The organism is Nitrospinaceae bacterium, assembly GCA_018669005.1.
Classification (GTDB): domain Bacteria; phylum UBA8248; class UBA8248; order UBA8248; family UBA8248; genus UBA8248.
Genome location: JABJAL010000072.1, coordinates 136400 through 151357, shown reverse-complemented (window position 1 = coordinate 151357; position 14958 = coordinate 136400). Strand labels below are relative to the sequence as shown.

11 protein-coding genes are annotated in these 14958 nt (G+C 48.7%); 6 read left to right on the top strand and 5 right to left on the bottom strand.

Translation table 11 applies throughout. The features are described 5' to 3' along the window. Positions 1-56 precede the first annotated feature (56 nt). Positions 57-434, bottom strand: coding sequence for a protein TolR (locus tag HOJ95_10330; GenBank protein MBT6395092.1), 378 nt, complete (start codon positions 432-434; stop codon positions 57-59). 87 nt (positions 435-521) lie between these two features. Then, on the bottom strand, positions 522-1226 hold the full coding sequence (gene tolQ, locus HOJ95_10325; protein ID MBT6395091.1) for a protein TolQ: 705 nt from the start codon (positions 1224-1226) through the stop codon (positions 522-524). Positions 1227-1411: 185 nt separating this feature from the next. Between tolQ and HOJ95_10320 the strand changes: the two genes are divergently transcribed. The 6 genes from HOJ95_10320 to HOJ95_10295 all read left to right on the top strand — a co-directional run bounded on the left by HOJ95_10320 (position 1412) and on the right by HOJ95_10295 (position 8752). Further along, entirely contained in the window at positions 1412-2626 is a 1215-nt protein-coding gene (locus tag HOJ95_10320) for a M20 family metallopeptidase (protein ID MBT6395090.1), read from the top strand. Beyond that, entirely contained in the window at positions 2626-4893 is a 2268-nt protein-coding gene (locus tag HOJ95_10315; protein MBT6395089.1) for a transglycosylase SLT domain-containing protein, read from the top strand. Before HOJ95_10320 ends, HOJ95_10315 begins: the two co-directional genes overlap by 1 nt. Beyond that, positions 4890-6092 carry an anhydro-N-acetylmuramic acid kinase gene (locus HOJ95_10310; GenBank protein ID MBT6395088.1) on the top strand — a complete coding sequence of 401 codons (1203 nt, stop codon included), beginning with the start codon at positions 4890-4892 and terminating at the stop codon, positions 6090-6092. Before HOJ95_10315 ends, HOJ95_10310 begins: the two co-directional genes overlap by 4 nt. A 52-nt stretch (positions 6093-6144) precedes the next feature. Further along, positions 6145-7323 (top strand): M20 family metallopeptidase, encoded by a 1179-nt coding sequence (locus tag HOJ95_10305; GenBank protein ID MBT6395087.1) that lies wholly within the window; start codon positions 6145-6147, stop codon positions 7321-7323. Between the two features lie 374 nt (positions 7324-7697). Then, positions 7698-8105 (top strand): cyclic nucleotide-binding domain-containing protein, encoded by a 408-nt coding sequence (locus HOJ95_10300; GenBank protein MBT6395086.1) that lies wholly within the window; start codon positions 7698-7700, stop codon positions 8103-8105. Positions 8106-8227: 122 nt separating this feature from the next. After that, positions 8228-8752 (top strand): cyclic nucleotide-binding domain-containing protein, encoded by a 525-nt coding sequence (locus HOJ95_10295; protein MBT6395085.1) that lies wholly within the window; start codon positions 8228-8230, stop codon positions 8750-8752. Positions 8753-8771: 19 nt separating this feature from the next. On the opposite strand, the gene HOJ95_10290 is transcribed toward HOJ95_10295, so the two are convergent. The 3 genes from HOJ95_10290 to HOJ95_10280 form a co-directional block, all read right to left on the bottom strand. Beyond that, complete coding sequence (locus HOJ95_10290) at positions 8772-12287, bottom strand: tetratricopeptide repeat protein (GenBank protein MBT6395084.1); 3516 nt, start codon at positions 12285-12287, stop codon at positions 8772-8774. A 4-nt stretch (positions 12288-12291) separates the two neighbouring features. Beyond that, the gene (locus tag HOJ95_10285; protein ID MBT6395083.1) at positions 12292-13878 is read right to left on the bottom strand and encodes a D-aminoacylase; all 1587 of its coding nucleotides are present in this window, start codon (positions 13876-13878) and stop codon (positions 12292-12294) included. Positions 13879-14122: 244 nt separating this feature from the next. Next, a complete protein-coding gene (locus tag HOJ95_10280; protein ID MBT6395082.1) occupies positions 14123-14743 on the bottom strand; it encodes a hypothetical protein in 621 nt (206 codons plus the stop codon). Positions 14744-14958: the final 215 nt, after the last annotated feature.

Below are 14958 nucleotides of genomic sequence, written 5' to 3'. Positions count from 1 at the left end.
GCATATCGCTCGAAAAATGTAAGGGGGGATTCTCGCTCATAGCTAGAAGACCAGACTCAACGCCGGGATGAGGTTTTTTTGCTTTTCGATTTAAGCGATTCCGTCACCATGTTAAGACGGGTAATGCCCGCTTTACGAATAACAGCCATCGTTTTGACTACTTCGCCATAAGGTACATTTTGATCGGCCCTCAAGAAAATCTCTTTTTTTGAACGGCTTTTGAATAAAACAGATAGTTTTTCGCCAAGGTCCGCTGGCTGCACCTGACTGTCATTTATAAAAACACGGCTATTGAGATCGACCGTAATAATGACGGCATCCTCAGCCGCTGTAGCCGGAGAGGCTAACACGTTGGGCAAATCGACATTTACCTGGCTCTGGCTCTGCTGAAGCATCGGAGCGGTCACCATGAAAATAATCAGCAGGACGAGCATCACGTCCACAAGTGGCGTAACGTTGATGTCCGACAGGCGAGAACCTCCGCCACGGCTGATGTGAGCGGCCAAAATTTTCTCCGTTTTTTACATACTCATAAAATGGCGGCCAACAAGATTGAGGAAATCTGCAGTGAAATTTTCAATATCGTCCGAAAGAACTTTAATCTGATTCTGGAAATGGTTATAGGCAATAACGGCAGGGATAGCCGCGGCAAGGCCAAGCGCCGTCGCAATGAGGGCCTCGCTGATGCCAGGGGCCACGACAGCCAAACCCGCAGCGCCCTGGCTACCAATATTCCGAAATGAATTCATGATCCCCCAGACCGTTCCAAAAAGTCCGATAAACGGAGTGGCGCTGGCAGTCGTAGCGAGAAACGTAATAAGACGCTCTAGATTTGATATTTCATGATTAGCCGCCCGGCGAAGCGCACGCTCCACGCTTTCGACACCCGAGAGCTCCGCCGATAGGACGGAGGATTCGACCGAGGTATTTTTCGACCTCACCTGCAAAACATGCTCCGCTTCACGGTAGCCCGCCGCAAATACCTCTACTACCGGATTTCCTTCAACAGAAGCAGCTTCTTCGTAGAGCTGATCCAGGCGCTTGGCCTGCCAGAATGCCGTTAAAAATTCATCACAAGCATTCTTGGCCCTTTTGAGCTCGATAAACTTCCAAATAATAACCGCCCACGAGGCAAGAGAGAAGAAAATCAAAATGAGCAAAACAAAGAAAACGATACCCTTGGAGCCAAAGGCAAGGCTCCAGACATCCAACTCTTGAGATGCCATCGCGGCACTCTCGCCAATCGCTAAAGCAGGGGTGAGGATAAACTGCAAGACCTATCTCCAGGGCGGATAGAGGAAGTATTGCTTTTTTAAAAAACATCGTCAATACAGATGTTTTCAACGAATCGTTGACATCAATTCTAAGCTCCGGTGATAATTGGACTCTCTATCCGCCTGCAGGCTCATCTATGATGAATCTTGATCGTGCAAAAGCAGCCGCCAAAGAATATATCGACAACATTGCTCCCCTTCTCTGGAAGCTTTCGCTCGACCTCCACAAACATCCTGAAATCGCCTTTGAGGAAAAACGCTCATCGGCTCAAATTACACAATTCCTCGAAGAGCAGGGTTTTCAGCTTGAACGAGGCGTTGCCGGCCTGCCTACAGCATTTAGAGCAATTCGCCCGGCCAAGGGTAAAAATAAACCTGCTGTCTCGTATATGTCTGAATACGATGCCTTACCGGGCCTGGGCCACGCATGCGGCCACAACCTGATCGCCATGGCCAGCGCCGGGGCCGGGGCCGCCCTCGCCAACATTCTCAAGCCAGAGACAGGCGAGGTGCAGGTTCTCGGGACACCGGCCGAAGAGGGCGGCGGCGGGAAAGTCATCATGGCGGACAAAGGGCTATTCCAAGGAATTGACGCCAATATGATGATGCACCCCTCCTCGGAAACCCGCTCCGAAGTGAATTTCTTAGCGCTGGCTGAACTCAGGTTCAATTTCTACGGCAAAACCTCCCATGCCTCGGCGGCGCCAGAAAAGGGCATTAACGCGCTTGATGGTGTAATCGCCACATTCAACGCCATTTCCGCCCTGAGACAGCAGATACTCCAGAGCGACAGAATCCACGGGGTTATCACCGAAGGCGGGCAAGCACCCAATATCATTCCGGAGAAAGCATCCGCTTGGTTTTATGTCAGAAGCGAAACACAAGAGGGCCTTAAAGCCATCCTCAAACGAGTCACGGAATGCGCCCGGGGCGCTGCGCGCTCCACCGGCACAAAACTGCGTGTAAAAAAAATACCAATTGAATACGCACCCATGCGAACGAACTCCGCGCTGGCTTCTCTTTTCAAAAACAATCTCGAAAACCTGGGCATCTTCGAGCCAGTTCCACTTCCCCCCCTTCAAATGGGCTCATCCGACGTAGGAAACGCGAGCCAAAAAACACCTACCATTCATCCCGAAATAAAGATGGTCGCGCCGGATGTATCCGCCCACACACATGCTTTCGCCAAAGCGGCTGGCGGACAGGCAGGCAGGAAAACACTCATACTCGGAGCCAAATCTCTTGCAATGACCGGCATTGATATTCTTCTTAATAAAAAAGCAAGAGAGCAGGTACGTACTGAATTTAGATCCGAGACGAACCACGCCAACCGCCCAAAAGCTAATCGTTGATGTCGAAACGAATTTCCATCCTCGTCCTGAGCCTTGGGCTTGTCTTCTTTCATTCTATTTCGTCCCTCGGCGCTACAAAAAATTCGCCCACTCGACCTCCTCTGACGAAAACACCCGCGAGAAAAAAAACTGCCACAAAAATTAAACCACCTACATACTCTTCGCTGCCAAAAAAAATCCATCTTCTTCTCAAAGCTAAAAACTACAAAAAACTCGAAGCGGAATTAAAGGCAGAATCCTCGACATGGAACGGACGCCGGGCATTTTTACTCGGATACGCCAGCCTTAAAATGAAGCGTCCTCACGATGCCGTTTCTTACTTCAAGCAAGCCCTGCATCTGGCACCCGCTCTCAAAGTTCACATTCTGCATTTCTCGGCAAGGGCATCCATGTCGGCGAATGATAACGAGGCTGCTCGGAAATCGCTGGAAAAAATGGTCCGATTAGACCCGAGAAGTATCCACACACCAGATGCCTTAGAAACACTGGCCTCGATTGAAACCCAGCGAGGCCAACACCAACGCGCAGCCGCCCGATTGGGAGAATTTCTTCGCTATAATCCAAAACACGAAAGGGCCGCCGAGATTATGGTCCGCCGGGCAAAAGCATTTAATTCGGCCGGGCAAAAAAGAAACGCCGCCGCTGCTTGGAGGCGAATCTGGACAAACCATCCGGAACACTCCCAGGCAGATCGCGCATTGAAGTTATCCGAACAATTGGCCGAAGGATTAATGCCTCGCCTCAGGCCTTTTGGCCCGCGAGATCATTTTCTTCGCGCAAGGAAATTACAAAAACGCTATCACTATGAAAAAGCCCTGAAGAGCTATCAGAACTTAAAACGAATTTTTCCCAATTCAATACACCAACGTGAAATTAAACTTTATGAATCGCTCACGCTTTACTCTCTTCGTAAAACGAAAAATGCCCAAAGGGCACTTGAGCGGGCGATACCCCTTTTTCCATCAAATTCACCTGCCCGTGCCCAGGTTCGCTATTACCTTTCAAGAAACAATTTGCGCCGTCGCGATCAGGGCGCTTTCGAAATGGAGGCGAAACAGCTTCTAGATGAAGCCCCGCGCGGCAAATGGGCAGGCAAGACGCGCTTTCTGCTCGCCCGTGTTAGCGAGGACGATCTTGATTACGAAACCGCATCGAACTACTACCGGGAAGTTTTGAAATACCATCCCTATTCGTCAAATGCACCCAAGGCCCAATGGCAACTCGCCTGGATAAATTACCGCACAGGAAATTATCTCGAAGCCTATAATAATTTCAACGAAATGGGACTCAAGTATCCAAATCATAAGCTCATATCCTCGGCCCTTTACTGGGGTGCCGTTGCCGCAGAAAGACAAGGCGAAAGAGAAAAAGCTGAGGATTTATATCGCAAATGTATTCAGATATATCGCCACCGCTACTACGGACAACTCTCGGCGGGCGCTCTTCGCCGCATTGGACGGCGAACCGGATTTCCGCCCAAACAAATCTCTCTCCCGACAACAGGCTATAAAAATTGGCTCCGCCCCCCTAAAAATATTGCCGGAGGCGCATTTTTAAACAGGTGGCGTGCTGCCGAGCTTTTGTCTTCCATGGGCTTTCACAAGTTGGCAGCCGAGGAATTTAAGCACCTTAGGGGCTCGCCTTACTTCAGACTAAAGGCCGCTCGCTCATACCTTGAAGCCGAGCGGCACGATATGGCGATCAGGATCATGCACGAATCTTTTTGGGATGCCGTCAGGGGCGGCGGCAAAGATCTCCCGATGGACTTTTGGAAAATTGCGTTTCCGATTCACAGGAAAACACGAAAAAAAGGAGAGGCCAACCCGCTGTTGGTCAGCGCTATCATTCGGGCAGAAAGTCTATTTCACCGAAATGCTTTTTCTCGCGCTGGCGCCATTGGACTAATGCAATTGATGCCCGCCACTGGCAAGCGGCTATCTAAAAAATTGAATATCCGCCTAACGTCAAATAAAAAGCTTTTCGATCCGGATCTAAATGTCCGCCTGGGAGCTCGCTATCTGGGTGACCTGGTAAAAGAATTTAAGGGAGCTTTGGTGCCAGCTATTGCCAGCTACAACGCTGGCAAACGACCGGTAAAGCGATGGTGGAAAAATCGCCGCGATGAACCTATCGAGGTATTCATCGAGAAAATTCCGTATCAAGAGACACGCTATTATGTAAAAAAAGTACTCGGTTATCTTCGCGAATATCGCCGCATATACAAAAAACCAAAAAAAGCATCAACAATAAAAAAGAGAACAAAATGAATGTTTCGTCCAAGCACAGCCATACCGCTATCGGCTTAATGTCAGGAACCTCAGCAGATGGTGTAGATGCGGCATTAATATCAATCCCCGCCTCCCCCACATCCTCGAATGTCGAGGTTCTTGAATTTAAATCCTATCCGTATTCTGATGAAATTCGTCGCCGTGTACTTGAAGCATGTGGAGATCCGGGAGTTAACACCGAGGAAATATGCTCCCTTCACCGCGAGGTTGGCGAAGTATTCGCCGAGGCGGCACTCGCCATTATCAAAAAACACCACATGACGCCAAACCAGGTGGACTTCATGGGAAGTCACGGCCAGACCGTGCGGCACCTGCCGAAGGGAGGCAAAAACTCTCAAGGGGCATTGCTGCCATCTACCCTTCAAATCGGCGATCCGTCCATCATTGCCGAAAAAACAGGCAGCACAATCATTTCGGATTTTCGATCTAGAGATGTTGCTGCCGGCGGAATGGGTGCTCCGCTTACGCCGTGGGCCCACCGCACCCTTTTCGAGAATTCCAACTATCCCTGCGCTTTTTTGAATCTCGGGGGCATCTCGAATATCACCTACATCCCCCCCAGCAGCGAAGATGGGATTATGGGGTTCGACGCCGGGCCAGCCAATATGGCCCTCGATACCCTCGCCAACAAAATTTCCGGCGGCAAAGCGCAGTTTGACCTCGGGGGTGAGATTGCCGCTCGGGGGCAAATTAACGAAAAAGCTCTCGCCTCGTTGATGGAGCATCCTTATCTGAAACTTCGTCCCCCGAAAAGCACCGGTCGCGAAACTTTTGGAGAAACTTTCCTTAGCGATACTATCGATATACTCGCCTCGCTCGGCGAGAGCGATGAGAACCAAATGGCTACACTGACAGCCTTCTCTGCCAGATGTATCATCAAAGCCGTCAATAATTACTTTCCCACAGATGCGCCTCCCAAAGAGATCATCGCCGGAGGTGGCGGCGTACACAACAAATCCATGATGCGCTATTTACAAGAAGGGCTGGACCCGATTCCTGTCGTATCTAGCGCCGTCCACGAAATAGACCCCAACGCGGTGGAAGCCGTATCCTTCGCTCTTCTAGCCTGGGCGACACTACGGGGCGAGCCGGCCAATATACCCGCCGCCACCGGAGCTAGCCACGCCGTGGTCCTCGGGAATATTACCCCCGGCAAAAATTATCTTTCCGTGCTTTAATTTGTAAGGGTGTCATCAATAACAACGTAGCCGCTAAAAACGAAGGGGCATAATGGATAATGCACTTGTTGACGAAACTGTCACCCTTACACAAGAACTAATCCGAATCCGGAGCGAGAACCCCGGCGGCACAGAAGCGGGCATGGCTGACCGCACTGAGGACTACTTAAAAAATCTTGGTCTTGATGTCGAGCGTGACGATGTTGTCGATGGACGCCAAAACATTATTGCCAAATTGAGTGCCAACCCCGATGCGCCAACGCTCGTTTACCTAAACCATATGGATACTGTCCCCGCTGGCGATGGCTGGACAAAAGACCCCTTTTCCGCAGAAATATCAGAAGGAAAACTCTGGGGCCGAGGCTCATGCGATATGAAAGGCGGCTTGGCGGCAAGCTTGATCGCCATAAAAAATTTAAAAATGAAACTCGATGGCGGCGCTCGCCTCAATCGTTCCATCAGGGCATGTCTTGTCGTAGACGAGGAGTGCTCCTGGATGCAAGGAGTGTCAAAAGCCGTTGAGCTAGGTCGAATCAAGAAAGAAGATATTGTCATCGCGTGTGAGCCCACAAGCCTTGAGCTAAAAACCGCTCAAAAAGGCGCTCTTTGGTATGAAATCGTTTTTTCAGGCAAAAGCGCTCACGCCGCCGCGCCGCAAATGGGCGCCAATGCCATACAGGCAGCTGCTCAAACTTTGATTCGTCTTGAAGAGGCTGCCGCCTCAATGAGCAATACTAATGAGTTGCTCGGCAAAACCACCATCGTGACAAGCGTCATCGATGGCGGCAGTAAAACCAACATTGTTCCTGATGCTTGCCGGATTGAGGTGGATGTTCGTTTTGTTCCCCCTTTGTCCGTTACCGGAGTACGGGAACTGCTCGAAGGAATTGCAACTGAGGCATGTCAATCTGTTCCCGGCACCTCAGCACAGATCAATTCGCTCTCGGTAGACCGCCCCCCCATACTCTCCAGCCTGCAAACGGATAACGCAAAAATCTTCTGCAGGGCCATCTCTGAATCTACGGGAGTAAATCCCGTTCCGGCGGGTGTCAGCTATTACTCTGATGCAGGGCTCGCCGCTGCACGAACGGGGAATCAACAATGTTACCTGCTTGGGCCTGGCAGCATCGAGCAGGCACATCGGCCAGATGAATTTATTGATCTCGAAGAACTGAAAAAGTCTGCTTTAATTATTAGCTCTCTTACCGAACAATTCGCACTTGGCAAATAAAAACGGGCAATTCATTTCTTTTGTGTCGTTCAATATTCAAATACTACAACTTGGGCTATTACTTCCCTTAGAATATTTCTTCAGGTTAAGGTAAATTACTGACTGGTTGATTTTGCTGGGGTAATAAAAGATTTATATCTACCTCCCGGAGCGAGGATGAATTTCAATTTGCACCGGGGCTTTAGTGCTTTTCCCATCGGGAGAATTGGAAATTGAATATGCCAGCTGGTCAACAAAATACCGAGGCGCCAAATCCCCTCATTCCCAATCCGATGGCCCAGAAAATCAAGTTTGAAAAATCGGTCCCAAAACCTCTCCTCAATCTAATCCACAAGCTCCAGCGGAATTATCCATTTTTTACGGATATGGAGGACATGGAGGTAGGGCAATTTTTAAAATTATGCAAAAGAGAAAACTACGAACCCGGCAAAGGGATATTCAGGGAAGGCGACAATGGCAACGAATTTTTTCTCGTGGTATCCGGTGAAGTCATTATCACAGTAGGCGAAAAGGAAGTGGCGAGAATGGGCCCAGGGACCGTTTTCGGTGAAATGGCTTTACTCGACAACACCCGGCGAACAGCATCTGCCATGGTTGCTTCTCCCACTTTACTATTTTCTATTTCGCGAGGTGTTCTTCATTCGAGCATGCCAAGTTTTGCCAACAAGGTGATGGAAGGCATCGCACGCCAACTCTCAGAAAAACTTCGAGATGCGAACGAAACCATAAAAAAACTTCAACGACAAGTAAATCAATTAGAAGTCAAAAAATCAAAAATTTAAACCTAACTCCATAAATTGTGATGCCGGTTACACCATTCGGAATGCATACCTCAATCCATAGACACATATTAATCATAGTCAATTAGATTTTTCCCAGTAAATTTACACAAAAGAGAATCCAAATGAGCATGGTGAGAGAAAAGACCAAATCAGAAGAAATATCCCAAGGCGATATCCCTCAAAAATTTATGGGATTTCAGTTAACCAAAGAGGGCAAGCCTTGTTTGAGTACCTTGATCAAAAAACTTCGAGGAAATTATGCATTTTTCTCGGAAATGGATGATCGGGAGATTGTATCAATTCTGAAGTTATGTGGCCGTCGCTCCTACGAACCCGGCCAAACAATTTTTGAACAGGGCGATACAGGAAATTGTTTTTACATGATTATTTTCGGAAATGTTTCTATTGTAAGAAAAGAAACAGAACTCTCAAGACTCAAACAAGGTCAGTGTTTCGGAGAAATGGCCGTACTGGAAGAGCAACCCCGAAATGCCACCGCCAGGGCGATCAGGCCAACCCTTCTGTTTTCTCTAGAGCGCGACACGCTTGTAGACACTTTTCCTTCTTTGGGTTTTAAGGTTGCATCGCATCTGGCTAAAGAGCTTTCCAAAAAACTTAGGGACATGGACGAGCAAGCCGACAATTGATTTTCAGTTGAAGTGAATTTTATTCTTGTTCAGCTCCCAACTCTTCGATTAATTCTTGAATGCTTTTCATCTGGGTTTGCGCTCCGACCGACCTGAACATTTCAAGCGACTCCCGCAGCCTTTCAGTGGCATCCGGAAACATCTTCATTTCGATATAAATACGCGCCAGGTTTCCCAATATTGTCGCCTGCCCGATGATGTGCTCTTGTTCTCGGTTAATCTCAAGCGCTTCCTCATAAGCACTCAAAGCCTCTTCAAGATCGCCACGGAAATAATGAATATTCCCAATATTGCTGAGATTCGCACCTTCCCCTTTTCGATTTCCCAGCGAGCGATTCAAGATTATCGCCTTTTCGTAACATTCCAGGGCGCGCGTATATTGATCTTGATCGGAATAAGCTACACCCATTTGCCCTACGACGAGCGCTTCTCCTGCCTTGTCTCCTGAATTTCGGCACAACAACACGGCCTCATCCAGATTTTTTAAAGCGCCATCATATTCACCCATTTCCGTCTGCGTCGAGGAAAGTGCGACCAACGAGCGAGTCCGTGCCTCATCGTCTCCAGCACGAAGATACAAATGAGTGGATTCTGATAGATGATGGTGGGCATTTTCAATTTCACCAAGTTTTCTGAACAATTGTCCGGCCCTAAAATATAGGCCCGCGAGGGTTCCTGGATCTTCATCCTCTGCCATGCACTTCAGTGCAGAAACAACAGACACCGCAGCATTTTCGAGATCGCCCTTCGACTGATAAAGAATCGCCAAATTTCTATTAGACGCCGCCAATAGAGCAACATCCGTACCCGCCTCCCGGATAGCCTCCTTGAAATAGGATATGCCCGGATCAATTTTCTCCCGGCTAAAACTAGTCACACCAAGGGCATTCAAAACAGGACCCATTTTCTCCGCACGGCGGAGCGCCTCTTTAAAATGAACAAGGGCGATGTCATAATGACCTAACATGTGTTCCATTATCCCAATCCGAAGATACTCTTCCGCCTCAATTTCTTTACGCATCTCCAAGCGCGCACAAATATCGTCCCAGCCAGCTTTGGCTATTTCTTCGATTTCTTTCGGATATGATTCGCTTTGCTCCTCGAGCAAAAGGAGATTATTCGAACAATAAAGGGAAACAAATTTTTTCACTATCTCATACATCGATTTCCCTGAAAGAGGCTCGATAGTTAGCTTCTCTTCCACAGGAGAAAGAGGCTCAAAAACACTTTCATCGGCAAATGTATCTCCGCCAATATCATGAGCGGCATCTTCTTCTTCATCGCCAACGACAGAATCCATTCCTTGAAGAATTTTCCCCGATTCAACCTCAGGGCTAATCCCTTTCAATAATTCCGATTCATCTTCTTCATCGTCGAATAGCCCCGCATTTCCAATAGGCCCTTGCGGCATATCGACCAAAGACTCTGCCCGCTCACTCTCAAGCACAGAAAAAACATCCATGGACTCCTCGGACACCGGCCCTTCTAACGAGTCATCTTTCGGCGGCTCCATCGCCTCGTCTTGCGCTGTCTCTACCTTGGGGAGTTCTTCTTCCATCTCCACCGCATCGAAAATTTCTTCAGACTCTTCCTCTATTTCATTCGGTTCCAGAGTAATATCAGGGGGCTCGTCCACCATCTCCGACGAATCGAGAATTAAATCGTCAGTTCCATCTAATCTCTGCTCAAGCTTCTCGTCAATTTCTGGCTCAATCGATTCTTCCCCAAGAATCAAGTCAGGCACTTCATGATTTTCATCCGCGTCTTGAATCGATTCTGATGTTTCTAATCCAGCCGGTATCTCCTGTGCCTTTTCTTCAGTATCAATAAACTCTTGCCCATCGGAGGGCATATCAAAAGCCATGGGAGCCTCTTCGACAGAATCCAAGTCTCCTCTTTCGAATTCCGAGGCTTCCACATTTTCCGATGTTAGCGATACATCGGTGTCGCCCGGCAGCTCCCCTGCAGGGAGCTGATCATCAATTGTTTGAACTTTTTCTTCATCCAGACCATCGGGCTCTTTCTCAGAAAGGAGGGAAGATTCGTCTACTGAAGCCGCCTCCTGTGATTCTTCATATTCCTCCGGAGAGGAAGTAGTTTCAGGCTCATACCTTACAGGAGGCTCGCTCTCCTCATCCCCCTCAAATGACAGAGACTCAAGCGTAAAAGACGCCTCCTCACCTCGATGCTGCTCTTCATTCTCTATCCCGGAGACATATTCATCCAGCACGGACTCATCACTATCATCGTCCGACAAAGACACGGGCTCTGATGAATCATCTTCCCCTTCGGAAAGTAGTGATGTTTCAGGTTTGTACATCACAGGAGGCGCAGCTTGTTCGTCGTTGTTAAAAGTCAGAGACTCCATCGTGAAAGATGGCTCCTCATCCTGAACGCTTTCCTCCCGCCCTGGCTCGGTAGCCGGAGAGACAGATGATTCCGTTTCATGAGGAATTTCATCACTGAGCAAAATCGGCTCGGTATCAGACCTCGAGAACGTCGGCTCCGTTGAAGAATCGCGATTCAACTCTTCTTCGGGTGTCGGCCAGGATTCTTCATTAGACTCCGTAGTTTCAGCCTCAGAAGATTCCGACTCCGCCCCGCCGTAAACGCTACTTTCTTCGTTCGAACTCATCGAAGGCGAGGGGTCAGATAAAGAATCGCCTCGCTCTTCTTCATTCGCCACAGCCAAATCGGCCTCGGTGTTCGGTGAAAAATTAATTACACCCACACCCATCAACTCTGCCACCGTATGGCGATAAGGCACATCCTTGGGGGCAACGAGAGCATCGAATGGCGATTCACCCGAAGAGGTTTCAACAGGAGCCTTGGTAGGTACCTCATCGAGAGGCGGCAGTGAATCGAACAACGATTCACCCGAAGAGGTTTCAACAGGAGCCTTGGTAGGTACCTCATCGAGAGGCGGCAGTGAATCGAACAACGATTCACCCGAAGTAGATTCAGCAAGAGCTTTAGTAGGTGCCTCATCAAGAGGCGGCAGTGAATCGAACAACGATTCACCCGAAGTAGATTCAGTAGGAGCTTTAGTAGGTGCCTCATCAAGAGGCGGCAGTGAATCGAACAACGACTCGCTTGAAGAGGAGCCTTCTTGAGCCGGCGAAACTTCAGACATTAAGTTCGGCTCCGCCCCGTAGTCGTCTTGCTCATTATCCGTTAGAGGTTGTGGCTCTCCCGCAAGCAACTCAACCTGCTCACCCATTTCAGACTCGCCCTGGTTTTCTTTCGATGCAGGCTCTTCTTGGAATTTATCTTCTGTAGTTTTTTGACCAGGGTTCTCTCCGAACGCCATCAGACGGTGCGATACGGTGGTTGGGCCCGCGCTCTGTGGAACTCCAGAAATATCCTCCACATCAAGATAAGCGTCTCCATCTTCCCTGTTTTTTTGCGCGATATAGGGGTCCCAGGTCTCCTCGGGAAATTCATCCCTGCGCGAGCGTTTATACAAAAGCCACACAGCCACAAGGGCGCTTAAAGCCATCGCGGCGACCAGACCCAAACTAGAATATAGATCCATTATTTCAACCCTGCCTTCGTAGCGCACACCCTGAGCGAGCGTCCGTATGTTCCCCACTATCTATAACAACAACTCCGTTCACAAGAACCATTTCAATACCGGACGGATAAGACACTGGCGACTCATAGGTGGTCGTGTCTCGAATTTTCTCGGGGTCGAACAAAACAACATCTGCTTTCATTCCGGCAGCAAGTCTTCCCCGATTTTTTATACCTAACCGATCACAGGGCGCAGAAGTCATCTTCCGAATCGCCTCGGACAGAGAAAACAACCCTTCGTCCCTCGAAAAATTTCCCAGCACCGCAGGAAATGTGCCGAAATTTCTGGGATGGGGCTTTCCAGCCCCCAGCGGAGGCTCGTGGGTCAAAGCGGCAGAATCGGAGCCGACCATGACATAAGGCTTCTCTAGAACGCGGCGCATATTCTTCTCGCTCATCATGAAAATCAGGATCTCGACAGTCAACTTCTCATCGACGAGAAGATCCATCATAGCCTCGACTGGTTCAACCCTTCTTTTCTCTGCGAGTTTCCCAACAGTCATGCCTTCACAAAAACGATTTTCATCCGTTAGAACGCGACTGATTAAAACCCGATTCCAATAAATCGGATCCGGATACTTTTCCTTGAGTTCCGAGCAAATTCGAATTCGGGTCTCAGAATCTTGAAGCCGGGCAATCTTCTCATCCGTCTGGCCATTATGTACCCAATCAGGGAGCAGCGCACTTAGATGAGTATTCGACGCAATATAGGGATAGCGATCACAGGTAACGTCCTGCCCCAACGAGCGCGCCCCCTCAATCAGCTCAAATGCAGCATCCAGCTTGTCCCAGTTTTTCTCACCCGCAGTTTTCAGGTGGCTAATCTGAAGAGGAAGTTCCGCATCACGGGCAATACCGATAACTTCATTTATCGCCTCAAGAAGTTGGACCCCCTCGCTTCGCATATGCGTAGCAAACAGGCCACCATACCGCGCCGAGGTCCGGCATAGCGCCGTCAATTCTTCCCTATCGGCAAAACAGGCCGGGGCATACACCAATCCGGTTGAAATACCGAACGCGCCATCACGCATCCCTTCATCCACCATTCGATCCATCTGGGCGAGATCGTCCGGGCTGGCAACACGATCGCTTCCGCCCATAACACTGGCTCGAATCGTGTTATGGCCGATCAAAGGAGCATAGTTTACCGACACACCCACGCTTTCGACGTGGTTCAAATACTCGTCCAACCGTAGAAAAGGAATTTCGAGGCCAAACTGCTCTCTATAAAACTCGCGCCGCTCCTCGACCTCAAGCCCGCCGATGGGCGCTGCCGCGTAGCCACAATTGCCACCAACATCGGTAGTTACGCCCTGGCGAACTTTCGCTTCGGCGGTGGGGTTCATTAAAAGGTAATAATCGGAATGGCCATGTATATCGATAAAACCGGGCGAAAGAGCCATACCAGCGGCATCAATATCCCGGCGAGCCCCCGATAGTGAAGTGGGCCCTACGGCCGCAATCGAATCCCCCTCTATCGCCAGATTACCGATAAAAGGAGAATCACCGCTTCCATCAAAAATAGTTGCTTCATGAAATATTATATCGTACACAGTTTGGCCACTCGGAGAGAACATTTAGGCAGGCGGACGCTAAAACCTTAATCCAATAAAATTTACATGAAACCGATTGCGAGGTCACGCAGGGATTTAGAGTAAATTATTAGTTGCAAAATCCAAGGAAATGACAGCCAGCGCCAGAAAAAAAAGCGCCCCAACTCAAAAAGAGCGGGGCGCTCAAAATATTGGCCTAGAGCTACTTTTGCGAACCTATAATCTCAGCCTAAAAGTTGAAATGTTACGCTTTTTTAAGCTTCTTTAACTCGGAACGAACGATTTCGTTTGCTTTGATTAAGTCTTCGATATTTTTTTCGGCAGAACCAAGTATGCTACCCTCAAGTTTACTGAGAATCAGGCGAGCAGCCAGCGTGTTAGCGCCCGAGACCGCAGGCGGCAATTCTTTGTCGGGATTTTTCGCATAATCCTCGACTTCTTTTACAATCTCGCCTTCATCGTAAAGCTCGTTTTTCGAATACTGATAAGCCAGCTTCACATAATCGCGCTCCTTGCGTTCCTGGTCACGCGTTTCGCGAATAATATTTTCCATGTCAGAGGAAGAAGGCTTTTTCTCGGAATTGCGGCAAACCTTTTCGATTTCCTCAAAATATTGGGCTTGATTGTAATCAGTGGGAAATTCATCGCCCGGAATCTTGCTACTTATCTCGAATCGAATTCCGTCTTCCACGTATTTTGGAGGACCAATTTCGTAAGTAATTCCCTTAGTGCTGAACCTATCTCCTTTTTTAGGCTCATATTTTTTCTGAAGATTTTTGGCCAGGTTATTCAAAGATCGGGTGGCGACTTGTACGAAGAGTTGCTCTTGAAGAGTTGCCATATATTTAAACTCCTTCACAAACACGAAACAGACCCCTAAAAATCAGGTCCGAAACATGCCTAATAGATGAGAGAGCGTCAAGGGACATGGGGCTCCCAAGAGCACGAACATACAGCAAACAAATTCGCAACTATCTAAAAACAATACAGTTCCACACATACGCCTCTAGGTGAAGACACCCTTATTTTCAATATGATAGCCTTCCGTTTTGCCATATTCGGCTTTAATTATTGAAAGGA